This is a genomic window from Mesorhizobium sp. HAY1-8B (genome assembly GCF_056868045.1).
On sequence record NZ_CP200321.1, the window covers coordinates 77,750 to 95,488 of the forward strand.

General features: G+C 64.1%; 20 protein-coding genes. 10 read left to right on the forward strand and 10 right to left on the reverse strand.

Going from position 1 to position 17,739, the window contains the following annotated elements; translation table 11 throughout:
• Nucleotides 1-27: 27 nt before the first annotated feature.
• The 3 genes from AC1VON_RS00370 to AC1VON_RS00380 all read left to right on the forward strand — a co-directional run bounded on the left by AC1VON_RS00370 (nucleotide 28) and on the right by AC1VON_RS00380 (nucleotide 4,176).
• A complete protein-coding gene (locus tag AC1VON_RS00370; protein ID WP_172348404.1) occupies nucleotides 28-969 on the forward strand; it encodes a threonine/serine dehydratase in 942 nt (313 codons plus the stop codon).
• A gap of 193 nt (nucleotides 970-1,162) precedes the next feature.
• The gene (locus tag AC1VON_RS00375) at nucleotides 1,163-3,763 is read left to right on the forward strand and encodes a TIGR02302 family protein (protein WP_172348403.1); all 2,601 of its coding nucleotides are present in this window, start codon (nucleotides 1,163-1,165) and stop codon (nucleotides 3,761-3,763) included.
• Nucleotides 3,764-3,804: 41 nt separating this feature from the next.
• Nucleotides 3,805-4,176, forward strand: coding sequence for a glyoxalase superfamily protein (locus AC1VON_RS00380; protein ID WP_172348402.1), 372 nt, complete (start codon nucleotides 3,805-3,807; stop codon nucleotides 4,174-4,176).
• Here the strand turns inward: AC1VON_RS00380 and AC1VON_RS00385 are convergent.
• The gene (locus tag AC1VON_RS00385) at nucleotides 4,173-5,036 is read right to left on the reverse strand and encodes a LysR family transcriptional regulator (RefSeq protein ID WP_172348401.1); all 864 of its coding nucleotides are present in this window, start codon (nucleotides 5,034-5,036) and stop codon (nucleotides 4,173-4,175) included. The two genes, AC1VON_RS00380 and AC1VON_RS00385, sit on opposite strands and share 4 nt — an antisense overlap.
• 223 nt (nucleotides 5,037-5,259) lie before the next feature.
• Here AC1VON_RS00385 and AC1VON_RS00390 point away from each other — a divergent pair, with 223 nt between their 5' ends.
• On the forward strand, nucleotides 5,260-6,207 hold the full coding sequence (locus AC1VON_RS00390) for a DMT family transporter (protein WP_172348400.1): 948 nt from the start codon (nucleotides 5,260-5,262) through the stop codon (nucleotides 6,205-6,207).
• Here the strand turns inward: AC1VON_RS00390 and AC1VON_RS00395 are convergent, their stop codons facing one another.
• From AC1VON_RS00395 to AC1VON_RS00405, 3 genes are all read right to left on the reverse strand, one after another.
• On the reverse strand, nucleotides 6,208-6,579 hold the full coding sequence (locus tag AC1VON_RS00395; RefSeq protein WP_010911735.1) for a response regulator: 372 nt from the start codon (nucleotides 6,577-6,579) through the stop codon (nucleotides 6,208-6,210).
• Nucleotides 6,580-6,699: 120 nt separating this feature from the next.
• Nucleotides 6,700-7,242, reverse strand: coding sequence for a hypoxanthine phosphoribosyltransferase (gene hpt / locus AC1VON_RS00400; protein ID WP_172348399.1), 543 nt, complete (start codon nucleotides 7,240-7,242; stop codon nucleotides 6,700-6,702).
• A 23-nt stretch (nucleotides 7,243-7,265) separates the two neighbouring features.
• A complete protein-coding gene (locus tag AC1VON_RS00405; protein ID WP_172348398.1) occupies nucleotides 7,266-7,910 on the reverse strand; it encodes a hypothetical protein in 645 nt (214 codons plus the stop codon).
• Between the two features lie 189 nt (nucleotides 7,911-8,099).
• Between AC1VON_RS00405 and ftsE the strand changes: the two genes are divergently transcribed.
• From ftsE to AC1VON_RS00420, 3 genes are all read left to right on the forward strand, one after another.
• Nucleotides 8,100-8,759: a cell division ATP-binding protein FtsE gene (gene ftsE, locus AC1VON_RS00410; protein WP_010911739.1), complete on the forward strand. Its 660-nt coding sequence runs from the start codon at nucleotides 8,100-8,102 to the stop codon at nucleotides 8,757-8,759.
• Nucleotides 8,752-9,744 (forward strand): cell division protein FtsX, encoded by a 993-nt coding sequence (locus tag AC1VON_RS00415; protein WP_172348397.1) that lies wholly within the window; start codon nucleotides 8,752-8,754, stop codon nucleotides 9,742-9,744. The genes ftsE and AC1VON_RS00415 overlap by 8 nt, the downstream gene beginning before the upstream one ends.
• 111 nt (nucleotides 9,745-9,855) lie before the next feature.
• The gene (locus AC1VON_RS00420; protein WP_172348396.1) at nucleotides 9,856-10,581 is read left to right on the forward strand and encodes a YdcF family protein; all 726 of its coding nucleotides are present in this window, start codon (nucleotides 9,856-9,858) and stop codon (nucleotides 10,579-10,581) included.
• 16 nt (nucleotides 10,582-10,597) lie between these two features.
• On the opposite strand, the gene AC1VON_RS00425 is transcribed toward AC1VON_RS00420, so the two are convergent.
• The 3 genes from AC1VON_RS00425 to AC1VON_RS00435 form a co-directional block, all read right to left on the reverse strand.
• On the reverse strand, nucleotides 10,598-11,230 hold the full coding sequence (locus AC1VON_RS00425) for a pyridoxamine 5'-phosphate oxidase family protein (protein ID WP_172348395.1): 633 nt from the start codon (nucleotides 11,228-11,230) through the stop codon (nucleotides 10,598-10,600).
• 85 nt (nucleotides 11,231-11,315) lie between these two features.
• Nucleotides 11,316-11,786, reverse strand: a complete 471-nt coding sequence (locus AC1VON_RS00430) for a nuclear transport factor 2 family protein (protein ID WP_172348394.1) — start codon at nucleotides 11,784-11,786, stop codon at nucleotides 11,316-11,318.
• A 59-nt stretch (nucleotides 11,787-11,845) separates the two neighbouring features.
• On the reverse strand, nucleotides 11,846-12,397 hold the full coding sequence (locus AC1VON_RS00435; protein WP_483119946.1) for a carboxymuconolactone decarboxylase family protein: 552 nt from the start codon (nucleotides 12,395-12,397) through the stop codon (nucleotides 11,846-11,848).
• Between the two features lie 100 nt (nucleotides 12,398-12,497).
• On the opposite strand from AC1VON_RS00435, the gene AC1VON_RS00440 reads away from it, so the two are divergent.
• Together AC1VON_RS00440 and AC1VON_RS00445 are read left to right on the forward strand one after the other, a co-directional pair.
• Complete coding sequence (locus tag AC1VON_RS00440; protein ID WP_483126251.1) at nucleotides 12,498-13,403, forward strand: LysR family transcriptional regulator; 906 nt, start codon at nucleotides 12,498-12,500, stop codon at nucleotides 13,401-13,403.
• 78 nt (nucleotides 13,404-13,481) lie between these two features.
• Nucleotides 13,482-14,270 (forward strand): lysophospholipid acyltransferase family protein, encoded by a 789-nt coding sequence (locus AC1VON_RS00445; protein ID WP_172348392.1) that lies wholly within the window; start codon nucleotides 13,482-13,484, stop codon nucleotides 14,268-14,270.
• Nucleotides 14,271-14,289: 19 nt separating this feature from the next.
• Here AC1VON_RS00445 and AC1VON_RS00450 read toward each other — a convergent pair whose 3' ends face one another.
• The 3 genes from AC1VON_RS00450 to AC1VON_RS00460 form a co-directional block, all read right to left on the reverse strand.
• Complete coding sequence (locus AC1VON_RS00450) at nucleotides 14,290-14,916, reverse strand: LysE family translocator (RefSeq protein ID WP_483119948.1); 627 nt, start codon at nucleotides 14,914-14,916, stop codon at nucleotides 14,290-14,292.
• 91 nt (nucleotides 14,917-15,007) lie between these two features.
• Nucleotides 15,008-15,955: an aldo/keto reductase gene (locus tag AC1VON_RS00455; protein WP_483119949.1), complete on the reverse strand. Its 948-nt coding sequence runs from the start codon at nucleotides 15,953-15,955 to the stop codon at nucleotides 15,008-15,010.
• A gap of 123 nt (nucleotides 15,956-16,078) precedes the next feature.
• Nucleotides 16,079-16,600: a gamma-glutamylcyclotransferase gene (locus AC1VON_RS00460; RefSeq protein ID WP_172348389.1), complete on the reverse strand. Its 522-nt coding sequence runs from the start codon at nucleotides 16,598-16,600 to the stop codon at nucleotides 16,079-16,081.
• A 135-nt stretch (nucleotides 16,601-16,735) separates the two neighbouring features.
• Here AC1VON_RS00460 and AC1VON_RS00465 point away from each other — a divergent pair, with 135 nt between their 5' ends.
• Complete coding sequence (locus tag AC1VON_RS00465; protein ID WP_483119950.1) at nucleotides 16,736-17,734, forward strand: DUF2125 domain-containing protein; 999 nt, start codon at nucleotides 16,736-16,738, stop codon at nucleotides 17,732-17,734.
• Nucleotides 17,735-17,739: the final 5 nt, after the last annotated feature.

Consider the following 17,739-nt stretch of genomic DNA (forward strand, 5'->3'; position numbering starts at 1 on the left):
GCGGAATCTCACGACGAGGAGCAAGTCATGGCGCAGGGCAACACCGTCACCCGCGAACGTATTGCCGCGATGGAACCGCGCATCCGCCCCTATGTGCGCCACACGCCGGTGCTGCGCGTCGACATGGCCGACTTCGACCGGGCGCCGCTGGCCATCGACCTCAAGCTCGAATGCCTGCAGCATTCCGGCTCGTTCAAGGCGCGCGGTGCCTTCACCAATCTGCTCGAGCGGCAGGTTCCGGCGGCCGGTGTCGTCGCGGCATCGGGCGGCAATCATGGCGCCGCCGTCGCCTATGCAGCCATGCGGCTCGGCCACAAGGCAACAATCTTCGTTCCCGAAGTAAGCCCGCAAGCCAAGCTGGACCGCATTCGCTTCTATGGCGCCGACCTTGTCGTCGGTGGCGCTCGCTATGCGGAAGCGCTGGCCGCCAGCGAACGTTTCGCCCAGGAAAGCGGCGCCTTGCAGATCCATGCCTTCAACCAGGAGGAAACGCTGGTCGGCCAGGGCACGCTCGGTCTCGAAATCGAGGCGGACTTGCCAGAGATCGACACGCTGCTGGTCGCTGTCGGCGGCGGCGGCCTGATCGGAGGCATCGCCGCCTGGTATGCCGGCCGCATCCGCATCGTCGCCGTCGAGCCCGAGGGTGCGCCGACGCTTCATCGCGCCTTCGAGGCCGGCCATCCAGTCGATGCGCCGGCCGAAGGCATCGCCGCCGATTCGCTGGCGCCGAAACGCGTCGGCGAAATGATGTTCCCGATCGCCGAAGCCTTCGTCGAACGCTCCATCCTGGTCAGCGACGACGATATCATTGCTGCCCAAAAGGCCCTGTGGAACCGTGTGCGCATCATTTCCGAGCCGGGCGGGGCGGCAGCCTTCGCCGCGGTGCTGTCCGGCCGTTATGTACCGTCGCCGGGCGAACGGGTTGCCGTGCTGGTCTGCGGCGCCAACGCAAACCCCGCCAATTTCTGATTGCAGCCGTTTCGGCCGGGTTCACGTTTTTTCAAACTGCCTCGCCTTTGCCGTGTTTGCTGGTATTCTTCGAGTCGTGAGGCTTGGGCTATCCTGCCCCGCCTCACGACATGATCCCGAAAACCGATCATGCTCAAAGAGATAGAGCCCCACCCCGGTTCTTTCGGGATGGAACAGGCTCCAGGAAGGGCCGATGACCGAACGACCCACCTTCAGCAACGACCGCGGCCTGGCCGGGCGCCTTGCCTTGAGCCGGCTGGCGACACGGGTCTCGATGATGGTCGAGCGCGGCTGGCCGCTGCTGCTTCCGCTGCTTATTGTCGCCAGCCTGTTCCTGAGCATGTCCTGGTTCGGCATCTTCTCCCGGCTGCCGGATATCGCGCGCATCGGCCTCGTCGCGGCATTCGGCCTGGCAGGGCTGGCTGCGCTGTATCCGCTGCGCTTCTTCCGCATGCCCTCGGCCGCCGAGGTCGATCGCCGCATCGAGGCCGCCAACAGGCTGCTGCACAGCCCCGTGCTGGTGCAGACCGACCGGCCAAGCGGCCGGGAGAGCAGCTTCTCGCAAGCGTTGTGGCGCGAACATCAGAAGCGCATGGCCGCAAAGCTCGACAGCCTCGGCGCCGACCTGCCGCGCACGCGCGTGCCGGAGCGCGACCCCTGGGGGCTGCGCGCCGTGGCGGCCCTCCTGCTGGTCACCGCCTTTGCCTTCTCCTTCGGGCCGACCGGCGGCAGGGTAACTGACGGCTTCAGCGCCCACGGCGCGCATGATGCCGTGCCGCCGCGCATCGATGCATGGGTGACGCCGCCGGCCTACACCGGCAAGCCGCCGGTCTTCCTGACCGCCGACGCCAACCAGGCAACGCCGACGTTTCATGTGCCCGAGGGTAGCGATGTCTCCTTGCGCGTCACCGGCGGCTCGGGCGAAGAAACGCTTGCCTATGCCGACAAGGATGGCAATTCGCGCGCCATCGACCCGGCTGCCGCGACGGCCAAGCCTGCCGCAAACCCCGCGGCGCCGTCCACCAGTTCACCTTCAAGGGTGCGCCAGTTCACCGGCAAGCTGACCGGCGACGGCACGCTGACGTTGAAATCGGGCGAGGATCAGCTTGGCCGCTGGGCCTTCGCGGTGATCCGGGACAAGCCGCCGCAGATCCGCTTCGTCGGCGAGCCAAAGCGCGCCGCCAACGGCGCCTTCGAACTCAACTACCAGATCGACGACGACTATGGCGCCGCCACCGCCAAGGCGGTGTTCGCGCTGGCCGACCCGCAGGCGCCGGATGCGCATGCGCTCTACGGCCCGCCCGAAATGCCGCTGACGTTGCCGCGCCGCGGCGGCAAGTCGAATGCCGCCAAGACGACAAAAGACCTGACCGAACATGTCTGGGCCGGCAGCAGCATCAAGCTGACGCTGGTCGCCACTGACGATGCCGGACACACCGCGTCCAGCGAAACCAAGACGCTTGTTATGCCCGAGCGCCCGTTCGCCAACCCGCTGGCGCGTGCGGTGATCGAACAGCGGCGCCTGCTGGCGCTCGACGCCAATGCCAAACCGCGCGTGCTCGACCTGATCGACGCCATTACGCTGCGGCCGGAAGACACTTTCGACAACATGTCGCACTACCTCGCCATCATGAGCGCGCGCAGCCGGCTGAAGCTGGCCGGGAACGACGATCAGCTGCGCGGCGAGGTCGGCTATCTCTGGGAAATCGCGCTTGGCATCGAGGAGGGCAATCTCTCGGCGGCCGAGAAGCGGCTGCGCCAGGCACAGCAGGCGCTGCAGGACGCCATCAAGAACGGCGCCAGCGACCAGGAAATCGAAAAGGCGATGAAGGAACTGCGCGAGGCGATGAACCAGTTCCTGCAGGAATTCGCCGAACGCGCCAAGCAGAACCCGAACGCGCCGCAGATGCAGCAGAATGGCCAGGAACTGCGCCAGAGCGACATCGACCGGATGATGGACCAGATCGAAAACCTGGCAAAGTCGGGCGATCGCGACAAGGCGCAGCAATTGCTGTCGCAGTTGCAGGACATGATGAACAATCTCCAGGCCGGCCGTCAGCAGCAGGGCGGCGAGCAGGACAGCCAGATGCGCCAGCAGATGGACAAGCTTGGCGAGATCCTGCGGCGCCAGCAGGAGATGATGAACGACACCTTCCGCATGGACCAGATGCAGCGCGGCGAACGCCAGCGGGGACAGAACCGCGACGAGCAGCTTGGCCAGGACGGTGGCGAGGACCAGGACCAGCCCGGCGTCGGCCAGGACCGCGACCCGCTCGCCAGGCAGAAGCCGATGACGCCGCAGGAATTCGCCGATGCGCTGAAGCAGCTGCAGGAAGGCCAGGGCCAGCTGAAGAGCGATCTCGAGCAGCTGAAGAAGAGCCTCGAAGGCATGGGCATGGAGCCCAATGAAGGATTTGGCGAGGCGGGCAAGTCCATGGGCAGCGCCGAGCAGGCGCTTGGCGAGGGCCAGGGCGACGAAGCGGTCGGTCACCAGGGCCGGGCACTCGAGGCGCTGCGCAAGGGCGCCAAGGACATGATGAAGCAGATGCAGGCCATGCAGGGCGACCAGGGCGGCAGCCAGGAGGGTGGCCGCCAGCAGAATGCCGACCGCGACCCGCTCGGCCGGCCGCGCGCCAGCCAGGGTCCCGATTTCGGCGATTCGGTGAAGGTGCCCGACGAAATCGACGTCCAGCGCGCCCGCCAGATCCTGGAAGCGATCCGCAAGCGGCTCGGCAACGCGCTCAGCCCCGATATCGAGCGCAGCTATCTGGAACGGCTGCTTGAGCTGAAATAGGAACCGCCGCCCCCAAATCCCGCCCGAACGGTCGCAACACCATGCCGAAGCTCGGTACTGTCACGCCCATCTTGCGCATCTTCGATGTTGCCAAGGCGCATGAATTCTACGTCGGTTTTCTGGGTTTCGAAGTGCAGTTCGAACACCGTTTCGAAGACAACACGCCGCTTTACACAGGCGTTTACCGCGACGGCTGTGTCTTGCATCTGAGCGAACATCATGGCGACGGCGCGCCAGGTTCTCACGTCCGGATCGAGACGACCGACATCGCCAGGCTCCACCATGAGTTGACCGAAAGAAAGTACCGCTTTGCCAGGCCGGGGTTGGAGGAGACGCCTTGGAAGACGAAGGAGGTCACGGTCAACGACCCGTTCGGCAACCGCCTGACCTTCTATGAGGATGTAAGAGACTAACCTTGCCGGTTGACGAACGCTTCGCGGATCGCTTCCTGCATGCCGTCGATCGCCTCGCCCGATGCATTCGAGTTGCGATGCATCACCACATTGGAGGAATCGATGTCGCCGAATCCATCGGCGGAGGTCAGTTCGCGGCAGCCGTCCGGAATGTTGCTGCGCGAGATCGGGGCAATCGCCAGTCCCGACGTGACGGCAAGCTTCAGCCCGCCCGTGGTGTCGCTGGTATAGGCGACACGATAGGCAAGCCCGCGCTGCTCCAGCGACTTGATGGCGAAGTCCTTGCACCAGCTGACTCGGTTGTAGAGCGCGATCGGCACCGGCCGTTCCTCGTGCATGTGATGCACGGCCGACGTCACCCAGACGGTCGGGTCGTGCATCAGCACTTCGCCGCCGGCCGGGTCCTGCCATTCAAACACCACGCACAGATCGAGTTCGCCGGCGGCGAGCGCCGCCAGCTGCGCCTCCGAATGCGCGTAGCGCACGGTGACCTCTACCTTGGTGTGGCGTTTCGAAAATGCGCCGAGCGCGCGCGACAGGATGGCGTGGCCATATTCCTCTGGAATGCCGATGCGCACCGGTCCGCCGAGCGGCGCGGCCGCCATCGACGCCGCCGTTTCGTCGAGCAGCGAGACGATGCGGCGGGCGTTGACGATGAGTTCGCCGCCGCGCCGCGTCAGCGCGACGCCGCGCGAGCCGCGCTCGAACAGGCTGTCGCCGATCAGTTCTTCGAGCTTCTTCATCTGCATCGACACGGCCGACTGGGTGCGGCCGGCCTGCTCGGCCGCCCTGGTGAAATTGCCGGCCTCGGCGATGGCGACGAAGGTGCGCAGGAGATCGCTGTCGAGGGTCGGGCGCATGATTTCCATCATAAGAAAATTTGATTGCTGATATCATTCCAATTCGTTTGCAACATGTCAAACGCCGGATAATAGTCGCCATACCCATTGGATAAGCGGCCGCGAAATCGGCCGCGGACCAATCAAAGAGTCCTCACTCGTGCCCGCTGCCCGAAACGGTGGCGGGTTCTTTTTACTCCGCAGGCGATAGCTTCGGACCATACGCGCAGGAGCCGGAAACCAGATGCAGAATAGGATGGTGCGCGGCATCCTGAGCCTGTGCCTGGGCGTGCTGGTTTTCTCGCTGCAGGACCCGCTCGTCAAAGCCGTGTCGAGCTCCTATCCGGTGACTGAAGTGATGGCGATCCGCTCGATCGTCGCCTTGCCCATCCTGATCATCCTCGTCCACGCCGATGTCGGGCTGCCGGCAATCCTGTCGAAGCGGTTCGGCCTGCTGACGATACGCGCCTTCATCCAGTTCACCTCCTACACGGTGTACTATCTGGCCATCGCCGCGCTGCCGCTGGCTGACGCCGTGGCGCTCTATTTCATGGCGCCGCTGTTCATCATGGCGCTGGCCGGACCCTACCTCGGCGAACGCGTGTCCTGGCGGACGCTGGCGACGGTGCTGATCGGACTGCTTGGCGTCATCGTGATGGTGCGCCCAGGCGCGGGACTGTTCGACTGGGCGGCGCTGCTGTCGCTGGGCTCGGCCCTGCTCTATGGGTTCTCGCAGTTGATGGCGCGCAAGATCGGCGACACCGAATCGTCCACGGTCATGGCCTTCTACCAGAACGGCGCCTATCTCATCGGTGCGGCCGTGGTTGCCGGCACATTCCACCTGGCCGGCATAACCCACGCCGTCCACCCGAGCCTTGAGTTCCTGGTGCGGCCATGGATATGGCCGACGCTGCCGGATTTCCTCAAGATGGCCGCCTGCGGCTTCGTCGCCTCCGCCGGCATGATCCTTCTGTCGCAGGGCTACAGGCTGGCACCGGCCAATCGGGTCGCCACCTTCGAATACACCGGCATTCTATGGTCGCCGCTCTGGGGCTTTCTGTTCTTCGCCGAGGTGCCCAGGTCGACGACCGTGATCGGTGCGGCCCTCATCATCGGCGCCGGCCTGCTGGCGCTCAACACGGAACGGCGCAGGAGCCAAGCCCCCGGGCTGGCAACTGCCGATCCGGCGTGATCAGGCGAAGCAGATCAGCGCCCGTTCGACGCGCGAGCGGATTTCGGCCAGTGTGAAGGGCTTTTGCACGACGTCGAGGATGATGCCGTTCAACTCCTCGGCGCGCTCGCGCTGGTCGGCGTAGCCGGTCATCAGCATGATCTTCATCGCCGGGAAAAGGGCCGCCGCCGCGATCGCCATCTCGATGCCGTCCATCTCCGGCATGCGGATGTCGGAGACGACGAGATCATAGCCGCCATGCGCGGCTCGTATCAGCGCCAGGCCTTGAGCGCCGTCCGCCGCGATATCGATTGCGTGGCCGGCGCGTTCGAGCGCGCGGGCTGCGAGGGTGCGGACGGATTCATCGTCCTCGACGATCAGAAGCTTTGCCATGGCCGGCATATTTGGCGGGCAAAAGTTGACTTTTCCTGAAAGCCCCGGCGCTCGACAGGGGCTAATTTTCCTGACGCCGTTAAGGCCTTTTCAAGAATTCGCCGACGCGAGGCGCTCGCCTCACGCATCGCCTTTCACAACACCGACAAACGGCAATTCACGGAAGGCGTGCGCGACATCCATGCCGTAGCCGACGACGAAGTAATCGGGGCAGTCGAAGCCCACATAGTCGGCGGTGAGCGCGGTCTGGCGGCGCATGCGCTTGTCGAGCAGCACGGCGATGGAACAGCTTTTTGCGCCGCGCGACAGCATCAGGTCGCGGGTGAAGGTCAGTGTCTTGCCCGATTCCAGGATGTCGTCGATCAGCAGCACGTCGCGGCCGGCGACCTCATTGTCGATGTCGCGCAGCACCCTCACCTCGCCGCTGGTGGTGCCGGCGCCATAGCTGGAAATGAAGATGAACTCGACCTCTGGTGACAGGCCGACATCGTGCATGGCGCGGATCAGGTCGGCGGCGAAGATGAACGAGCCCTTGAGCACCGAAATCACCAGCAGATCGTGATAGTCGTGCCCGGCGATCTCCTTGGCGAGCTCGAGATTGCGCCGCGCGATCGCCGACGCCGAAAACAGGACTTCGATGTCCTTGCCACGTACGATGGGCATTGATGGTCTTCCCTGGTGATCGCCTATTCGGCGAAAGTAACCAAAACGGTCCTTACGCCGTTCTTAGGCACGTCGAGCCGGCTGGCAAAGCCGAATCTTTCGCCCGATGCCAGCGAATGGCCGGATGTCCCCAACGTATAGCGGGTTGTGCGCCCATCATTGCCCGTCACGCGGATTTCAAGCGGCGGCATTGTCGCCGGCCCCTTCCCGTCATTGGCGGCCTCGCCATCGACGAACAACACCGGATTGGCTCCCGAGGCATCGACGCGTGAGGTGACGCTTGAAATGGTCAGCGCCGATGCTTGCGCATCGGGCAGGAACGGCGCCTGGCGCACCAGCGCATGCCCGCCGGAGACCCAGAAGGCGGCCAACGCGGCACCGATGCCGGCGATCCAGAAGATCGGCCCACCACGCACGGCCGGCGGCCGTTCCGCCGGCGCTTCCGGCTTGCGCAGCATGTCCATGCCCTCGATGGACGGCGTGACGATCAGGCGCGGCGGCGGTGAAACGCTTTCCATGGCAGGGACAAAGCGCGGCATCACTTCATAGTCCGCATCGACGATATCGGCCGCCGGACCGCGCACGATCCGGTCCGCCACGGCAATTGCCGGGGGATCGGTCATGATTTCGCCGGAAACCGGGCGCGCGGTTCGTTCGTCAGCCATCATGGCCCCAGTATTGCGCGTGTTCGCTTTTCGTTTCTTTTGCGTAAACATAAATGGTTAACGCTTCCCCACCGGAGCCCTCGTGACGCGCCGAAACAAGCCAGGAATTAACCGCCGGTTAACCATGCCGGCCGATGGTCTTTTCCCAGAACGGGATGGTTCGCCGCAACCCGGAACTTCAGGTCGTCGAAATTGATTCGCTTCGAAAATGTCGGCCTCCGCTATGGCATGGGTCCGGAAATCCTCCGTGACATTTCCTTGCATATACCGGAGCGCTCCTTCCAGTTCCTGAGCGGGCCTTCGGGTGCCGGCAAGACGACGTTGCTGCGCCTGCTGTTCATGTCGCTGAAGCCGACACGCGGCCTGATCACCATATTCGGCAAGGACCGCTCGCGCATCTCGCGCACCGAGCTGCCTCATCTGCGGCGCCGCATCGGCGTGGTGTTCCAGGATTTTCGCCTGCTCGACCACATGACCACTTATGAGAACGTCGCACTGCCGCTGCGCGTGCGCGGGCGCGAGGAGGCGAGCTACCGCACCGATGTCACCGAGCTGTTGAAATGGGTGGGGCTGGGCGAGCGCATGCATGTGCTGCCACCGGTCCTGTCGGGTGGCGAGAAGCAGCGCGCCGCGATCGCGCGGGCGCTGATCGAGCAGCCCGAGATACTGCTGGCCGACGAGCCGACCGGCAATGTCGATCCCCCGCTGGCGCGGCGGCTGCTACGGCTGTTCATCGAACTCAACCGTCTCGGCACCGCCGTGGTGATCGCCACCCATGATCTTGGCCTGATGGAGCAGGTCGACGCGCGCCGCATGATCCTGGCCGGCGGAAGGCTGGATATCTATGACTGACCTGTCCGCCGAACATTTCGAAGAGCAAGAGCAGGAAACCGAGGCAACTGCGGCACGGCCGCGTGCCCAGCGCCGGATGGCACCGATCGTGCCGGCACAGAACATTGCCGGCCGGGCGCTGGTCCTGGTCATCGCCATCATGACCTTCCTGTCCTGCCTGACCTTCGGCGCGGTGACACTGGTGCGCGACACCGCCTCGGTCTGGGAAAACCAGATCTCGCGCGAGGCGACGATCCAGATCAAGCCGGTCGACGGCCTCGACATGGAGGCCGCCCTCACCCAGGCATCGCAGATCGCCGGCGAATTCCCCGGCGTGAAGTCGACAAGGATCATCGATCGCGATGCGACCGCCAGGCTGCTGGAGCCATGGCTGGGTTCGGGCCTCAACATCGACGACCTGCCGGTGCCGCGCCTGGTCATCGTCACAATCGACGAGAACAGCCCCCCCGACTTCGCCGCCATGCGCGCCGCGATCACGCCGAAGCTGCCAAGCGCGTCGCTCGACGATCACCGAACCTGGGTCGACCGACTGGTGGCGATGGCGCGCACCACGGTGACCATCGGCATTGCCGTGCTGGCGCTGATGCTGTCGGCGACCGTGCTGACGGTGGTGTTCGCCACGCGCGGCGCCATGGCCGGCAACGGCCACATCATCGAGGTGCTGCATTTCGTCGGCGCCGAGGCGCGCTTCATCGCGCGCGAATTCCGCCGGCATTTCCTGGTCACCGGCATGAAGGGCGCTGCCGCCGGCGGCGCGGCGGCGGTTCTCGTCTTCATCGTCTTTTCCTGGTGGTCGTCGCGCAACATGGCAACGCCGCAGGCCGACCAGGCAACCGCCTTGTTCGGCAATTTCGCCATCGGCTCTGCGGGTTATCTCGGCGTCGTCCTCATGGTGCTGGTGATCGGCGCGCTGACGGCGGCAACCTCGCATGCCACCGTCGTCGCCTATCTCAGCGACATCGACGTTCGCCAACCCGACGCGTGAGAAGCGAACATGCTTTGGCGAGGTCGAAAGCAAGGTGATCACGGATGGAGAAACGGCGTAACGCAAAGTGCGTCTTTTTCCTACCAAAGGCCGCATTTCAGGATTAACCATATGGCCATGGACGTGCGGGACTCGACCGGGACGGCTGGACAGATGCCAGTGGTGGTTGCTCGTTTGCGCGACCACGGCCGGATTAGCCGTTTAAAGACCGCACTTCGGATATCCGCACTCTCTCTTCTCGTCCTCGCAACCCTATTTGCCGGCGGCTTCGGCTGGTTCGCCAACAAGGTCAGCCATCTGACCACGCCCGCCAATCCGGCCAAGGCCGACGCCATCATCGTGCTCACTGGCGGCCAGTCCCGTCTCGACGCCGCGATGGAGCTGCTGGCGTCCGGCAAAGGCGAGCGCCTGTTGATCAGCGGCGTGCATCCCTCGGCGAGTCGGCGCCAGCTCCAGGTAGCGACCGGCGGCGACAAGAAGTTGTTTTCGTGCTGCGTCGACATCGACCGCGCCGCGCTCGACACGATCGGCAATGCCGAGGAAAGCGCCAAATGGGTCGAAAGCCACGCCTACAACACGGTGATCCTCGTCACCAACAACTACCACATGCCGCGCAGCCTGCTTGAAATGAGCCGGCTTCTGCATGGCGCCAAGCTGGAACCCTATCCGGTGGTCAATTCCAACCTCGACAATGGTGGCTGGCTGACCAAGCCGCAGGCCTTGCGCGTACTGTTCACCGAGTACAACAAATATCTGCTGGCGCTGGCACGCGGCATCGTGCCGGTGAAACCGACCCCGGACGGCATCGCACTGGCCGAGACCGCCGCCGGCGGCTGACCCCTCGACTGTACCGTCATTCCTTGTCTGTCCCCGTCGACGCCTGCTTCAGGCGCGCGATCTCCTGCTCGAGGTGCTGGATACGCTTGTCGCGTTCACCAAGCGCTGCCGCGACATCGGCGGCCTCGAAACGCTGCGGAATATGTTGCGGGCAGTTGGCATCCCATGCCGAGACGGTGAACAGGATGACCTGCTCGGGCCGCGCCTTGTAATCCTGCGGCATCAGCTTGGCCATCAACTCGGCATCGTCTTCTACGACGCGCGCCGTACCCCAGATCTTGATACGCTGGCGCAGCATATAGTCGATCAGGAACAGAAAGGCGCGTGGGTTGTCGGCCAGGTTGCCCTGCGTGATGAACTGCCTGTTGCCGGAAAAATCCGCGAAGCCGATCGTCCTTTCGTCGAGCACCTTGAGAAAGCCGGCCGGCCCGCCGCGATGCTGGATATAGGGCTGGCCATCGCCATTGGCCGTCGACAGGAAGACGCTGGTCTGCATCTCGATGAAGGCGGCAAGGTCCGGCGTGATCACCGATTTCCAGCCACCGCGCTCCTCGACGCGGGAGTAGGACTGGCGCGAGCCCTTGCGTGTCTGGATCGCCTTGACGGTCGGCGTGAAGGCGACGTCGCTGGCAAAAGCATGTGCGTTCATCGAAAGCCTCCTTGCATGGGGCGGGGCTTGCGGCAGTTGGCGCAATTCCTGTGGGAAACCGTTTCGCACTTTTCCCGGAATTGCTCTAAAGCCCGAGCTCCGACAATGTTGGGTGGTCATCCGGGCGGCGCCCGAGCGTCCAGTGATATTTGCGGTCGGCTTGCGCGATCGGAAGATCGTTGATGCTCGCGATGCGCAGGCGCATCAGCCCGTGCTCGTCGAACTCCCAGTTCTCGTTGCCGTAGCTGCGGAACCATGAACCGCTGTCGTCGTGCCATTCATAGGCGAAGCGCACGGCGATGCGGTTACCGTGGAAAGCCCAGACTTCCTTGATCAGTCGATAGTCGAGCTCGCGGCTCCATTTGCGCGTCAGGAAAGCCTGGATGGCATCGCGGCCTTGCAGGAATTCGGCGCGGTTGCGCCAGCGGCTGTCGGTCGTATAGGCAAGCGCGACCCGTGCCGGATCACGCGAGTTCCACGCATCCTCGGCCATGCGCGCCTTCTGCGCGGCTGTTTCGGCGGTGAAGGGCGGAAGCGGCGGGCGGCTTTCAGACATGGGAATCCTCTGCGACATGAAAGGTGGGGACCGGCGGACACCGCCTGCCCTTTCCGGATTCAGGCAGCATCGCGGACAGAAACAACCGGAAAATCGATCTCGGTCTGGGCAACTTCATTGATATAGTTGGTCCAGACGTTCAGGGCGACATGCTGGACGATCTCGATGATCTCTCCATCGTCGTAGCCTGCCAGCCTGACGGCGGAGAGATCTTCGTCGCCGACATGGCCGCGACTGTGCGCAACCTTGGCGGCAAAACGCACCGCCGCGGCCGCCTTGGGGTCCGTGGAGCCACCGTGGCGGTTGGCGAGCATCTCGGCATCGTCGAGCCGGGCGAGGTTCTTGCCAAGGTAGGTGTGTGCGGACAGGCAGTAGCTGCAGCCATTGATCTCGGCGACCGCCAGCGCGATGCGCTCGCGCGTCGGTGCAGGCAACCGACCCTTGGCCAACGCCCCGGACATGCCCAGATAGCCTTCGAGCGCGGCTGGACTGTTGGCGACCATGCGAAACAGGTTCGGCACGACGCCGAGCTGCTTCTCGACAGCCTGCAGCACGGGTTGCGTTGCTGTGGGAGCAGCGGTGATGGACGATGGCGTGGCGATGCGCGGCATTGCGATTTCCCTGTTGGTCACGCCGCTTATTTGCACTCTTCCACTTGCCGGATGTAGATGGCATATTTGCAATCAATCCTTCCAATTTCTGGAAGAACTGATGGATCGCCTGGAGGCCATGTCCCTTTTCGTCGCGACGGTGGAGGCCGGCAGCCTTTCCGCCGCCGCACGCCGTTCGGGCGTTCCGCTTGCGACCGTCAGCCGCAAGGTCTCCGATCTTGAACGGCATCTCCAGACACGTCTGCTGAACCGCTCGACACGCCGGCTGACGCTGACCGACGCGGGCGACGCCTATCTTGCCGCCTGCCGCCGCATTCTCGACGAGGTCGGCGAGGCCGAACGCGTTGCGGGCGGCGAATACAGTGCCCCGACCGGCGAACTGATCATCACCGCGCCGATCGTCTTCGGCCGACTTCACGTGCTGCCGATCGTCACCGCGTTCCTTGCCGCATACCCGCAGGTGGATATCCGCCTGACGCTTGGCGACAGGATAGCCCAGTTGGCCGAGGACCATATCGACCTCGCCATCCGAATCGGCCGGCTGCCGGACTCGCGCATGGTTGCCCTCGGAGTCGGTTCGATCCGTCATGTTGTCTGCGCGAGCCCCGCCTATCTGGCCGAGCATGGCGCGCCGAAGACCCCAGGAGATCTCGAGACACACAGTTGCATCACCTTCGAGGGTCTAGGCTCGCTCGCCACATGGACCTTTGCAGCGGACAAGGCCGACTTTCCTGTCCCGGTCCGCTCAAGGCTCCGGGTCAATACCGCGGAGGCGGCGATCGATGCCGCGATTGCCGGCCTCGGGATAACGCGCGTGCTTTCCTACCAGATTGTCACCGCTGTGCGCTCAGGGACACTCTGCCCGGTACTCAGGGACTTCGAGCCCGAGCCGTGGCCGGTAAACCTGGTGCATGCCGGCCAGGGCCGGCTGCCGGTGAAACTGCGCGCCTTCCTTGATTTCGCCGCCCCACGCCTGAGGGAACGTCTGGCGCAGGCGACTTGGTAGCAATGAGCCGCATCGCTCTGTTTCCTTTTTCCCCTCGCTTGGTGTAACCAACGCACAATTCCCCACCGGACCTCCCCCATGCTCTATGTCAGATCGCTGGCGTTCAACTTCGTCTTCTACGTCAATCTGATCGTCCAGATGATCCTCTGGACCCCATACTATTTCCTGTCGCCCCGCCACCGCGCCTGGTTCGTGCCGAAATTCTGGTCGCGCAGCTGCATGTGGCTCTATGACAAGATCGCCGGCACCAAGAGCGACATCACCGGGCAGGAAAACCTGCCCCAGGGTTCCTTCATCCTGGCGCCCAAGCACCAGTCGTTCTGGGACGCGATCGCCTTCTTCCCCTTCCTTCAGGACCCGCTGTACATCCTCAAGCGCGAGCTGACCTGGATCCCGTTCTTCGGCTGGTACATCATGAAGATGCGCATGATCCCGGTCGATCGCGGCAGCCGCTCCAAGGCCTTGAAGGCGGTGGTCGCGGCGACCAAGAAAGAGATGGCGCGCAACCCACGCCAGTTGATCATCTATCCCGAGGGCACGCGCCGGGCGCCGGGCGACGAACCGGCCTACAAATACGGCATCGTCGAAATCTATGCGCAGCTTGGTGTTCCCGTGGTGCCGGTTGCCCATGTCGCCGGCCTCTATTGGCCGCGCCGCAAGTTTTTGCGCTATCCCGGCACCATCAAGGCGCGGTTCCTGCCGCCGATTCCACCGGGCCTTGGCAAGGACGAATTCATGGCGCGGCTGATCGGCGAGACGGAAGCCGCCTGCGACCAGATGCTCGTCGAGGCATCGCGCGCATCCAACCCGCCGGCACTGCCGCCGACGGCGGTGAAGCGGTTGCGGGAACTGGGCGCGAAAGTCTGAAGTCCCTCCGGCCAGGCAATCAGCCGTAGACAGCCAGCAGCGTGGTCAGCACCAGCGCCGCGGCGAAGACCAGATTGGTGATGCGCGAGGCGACAGGCCTGCGCAGGAAGCGGGCGAACGCCGCACCGGCAAGAAGCCACGCGGCGTGGATGACGACGATCATCGCCGCAAGCACCGTCAGCTTCAGCCATAGGCCGAGTTCCACACCGCCCTGGCTCGAAGAGGCGCCGGCGAACACGGCGGCGATCGCCACATAGGCTTTGGGGTTGGCGACCGCCAGCAGAAACCCGGCCAGCCAGGTCGGACGCGAAGCCTCGACCGCGCGCGCCGCCAGCGGCGGCGCGGTGGCGATCTTGACGGCAAGATAGAGAATGTAGGCCGCGGACGCGACAACCAGCAACGGCGCCAGCCTCGGCATCGACCCAAGCACCGCCATGATCCCGGTCGCCACGACCAGCAGAACAGCGATCGTGCCCAGGACGATCCCCAAGGTGTAGCGCAGCGAATCGCGCAGGCCGAAGGCGGCACCAACAGCGGTGACGCTTATCGTTGCCGGCCCTGGACTACCCATAACGACGGTCGCTGCAAGCACCAGTGCGAGCAGCGGTCGCCAAAGCTCCGGCTGCGAAAGAAGCGGCTCAGTCATTGCACCCTCTGTCTTGCCACGAGCGCAGGACGCTATGGCAAGACAGGAGCGTGGGTCTTGGACGTTCGTGCGTACAGCGACGGCCGAAACCTCAGCCGCTAACTCTGTCGAGCTCGGCCATGTCGTCGGCCGTCAGCTTCAACGATGCCGCCTTGATCAGGCTGTCCATCTGACTGGGCTTGGTGGCGCTGGCGATCGGCGCGGTGACACCTGGCCGCGCGATAACCCAGGCAAGGGCGACTTCCGCCTGCTTCGCCGAATGCTTGGCGGATATGGCATCAAGAGCGGCCAGAATGCGCATGCCGCGCGCATTGAGGTAGTCTTTAACCCCGCCGCCGCGCTCACTTTGGCCAAGATCGGCCTCGCTGCGGTATTTGCCGCTCAGAAAACCCTTGGCCAGGCTGAAGTAGGTGATGACGCCGATATCCTCGGCCACGCACAGATCGCGCAACGGCCCGTCGAAGGAGGAACGATCGTAGAGATTGTATTCCGGCTGCAGCACCTCGTAGCGCGGCAGGCTGCGCAGGCTCGCCACATCGAGTGCGGCGCGCAATTGGCCGGCGTCGAGGTTCGAGCAGCCGATATGGCGGACCTTACCCTTGGCAAGCAGCTTCTCGTAAGCGCCGAGGGTTTCCTCGTAGGGCGTGGCCGGGTCCGGCCAATGTGACAGATAGAGGTCGACGAAATCGGTTTGCAGCCGCTTCAGCGAGGCTTCGACAGCCTTTTCGATATAGGCGGCGGACAGATCCTTGTGGCCCTGCCCCATGTCCGAACCGACCTTGGTGATCACCACGACCTTGTCACGGTTACCACGGTCCTTCATCCATTTGCCGATGATGGTTTCCGATTCACCGCCCTCGTTGCCCGGCACCCAGCGCGAATAGGCGTCCGCCGTATCGATCGCGTTGAGTCCGCCGCCGACGAAGCGATCAAGCAGGTCGAACGAGGTCTTCTCGTCGGCGGTCCAGCCGAAGACGTTGCCGCCCAGAACCAGCGGCGCGATGGAAAGGTTGGTGCGACCGAGACGGCGTTTCTGCAAGGCGAATCTCCGTTATGATTGGGACCGGGCGGATGCCGCCCGCTGGCTGGGTTCGGAGCCTAACCTAGGTCTTGCCTCGTCGAGATCAAAGGCCTGGCCGCCTCTTTCCGCAGAGCCAGCGCTTCACAAAGGCGCTATCCCCCGTGCCACCTCCTCCAGCCAATGGTCGCGAATGCCAAGTGCTTCCAGATGCTTCAGCGTGCTGAGAACATAATCCTCATTGTTGCCGGATTGGCCGACAGCGCCGCGCACCACCGCCGCCGCGTCCGCCGCGTCCAGCGCGCCGGCATATTGCTCATGTTTGCGGTCGACGATGTAGGCCACGGCTTCGACCCCATCGCCACCGTCGAGCCGGACCTTGAGGGTGCGCTCGAGATAGACTGATGTGACGAGTTCACGCTCGCGCAGATAGGCGATGACCTCGTCGCGCAATTCCCCGGGCACACGGAAAGCCAGGCCGACGCAGGAACCGCCATGGTCGAGGCCGAGCACCAGCCCGGGCCGCTGGCGCGTGCCGCGGTGCACGAAGGAATAGACACAAAGTGAGCGGCGGTAGCCGTGCAGCCGGGCGCGTCGTGTCTCGACATGCGCGAAACCCGGTCGCCAGATCAGCGAACCGTAGCCAAACACCCAAAAATCGCCCATATCGCCGCGCCTGATTGCAAAAGATTGCCGACACCGCATCCGAATCGGTGTTTTTTCCGTCCGTGTCTGTCTACCTATTGTTGTCGGAATCGAAGCTCCGTCCACCAATACCCATGCGTTAATGAGAGCCAAAGCATGACGTCAAGTGACGAACGCCAACCAAAGTCCCGCCGCGGCCTGCTCTGGCTCGTGGCGTTGATCGTTGTGCTGTTTGCCATCTACAGCGGCGGCTGGTTCTACCTGGCCAACAGGGTCAGGGCTGAAGCCGACAAGGCGGTTGCCACGCTCAACAAGAGCGGCGTCGAGGCCGGCTGCGCCAATCTCCAGGTCAGCGGCTATCCGTTGAACTTTACCGTCTCCTGCGACAACCTCGCCTACGAGGACGATGCCAAGAACATCGCCGCCTCGGCCGGCTCCTTCAACGCCGTCGCCCAGATCATCCAACCCCTGTCCCCGGTTGCCAATCTGCGCGGACCGCTCAGAACCTCCGTCCCGGGCATGATGCCGCTGTGGATTGACTGGGACAATCTGCAGGCCAACGTCAAATTGTGGTACCCGCTGCCGCACCGTATATCCCTGCAGGCCGAGGGCCTGTCCGGCCAGACCGATCCGGCTGACGACACCGATCCGGTTGAACTGTTCAGCGCTGGCAAGGCCGCTGCCCAGTTGCAGCCGAATGGCGGCGATCTCGACTATGTCGGGAGCTTTGGTGATCTCGAGATCGACCCGGATGCGATCGGCGGGCGCGTGCTGCCGGCGCTCGATGCCAGCGGCGATGCCACGCTGAAGAACGGCGTCGCGCTGATCGGCACGCAGGTGAAGAGCCTGCGCGGCCAAAGGATAGAGATACGCAACCTCGATTTATCGTCGGGCACGGCGAGGGTTACCGTTTCCGGGCCGTTGTCGGTCGATGCCGAAGGCCTGGTCGATGCCGATCTGATGATCCGGATCAAGGATCCGAAGGCCGTAGCATCTATCCTTGCCGGCGCCATACCCGAGCAGAAGAATGCGATCCAACAGGGCTTTGCCGCCCTCGCTTTGCTCGGCAGCGAACCGTCGATGCCGCTGAAGGTGGTCAAGGGAAAGGCCTCGCTTGGCTTCATTCCGCTGGGCAAGATCAAGCCGGTTCAATAGCGCTG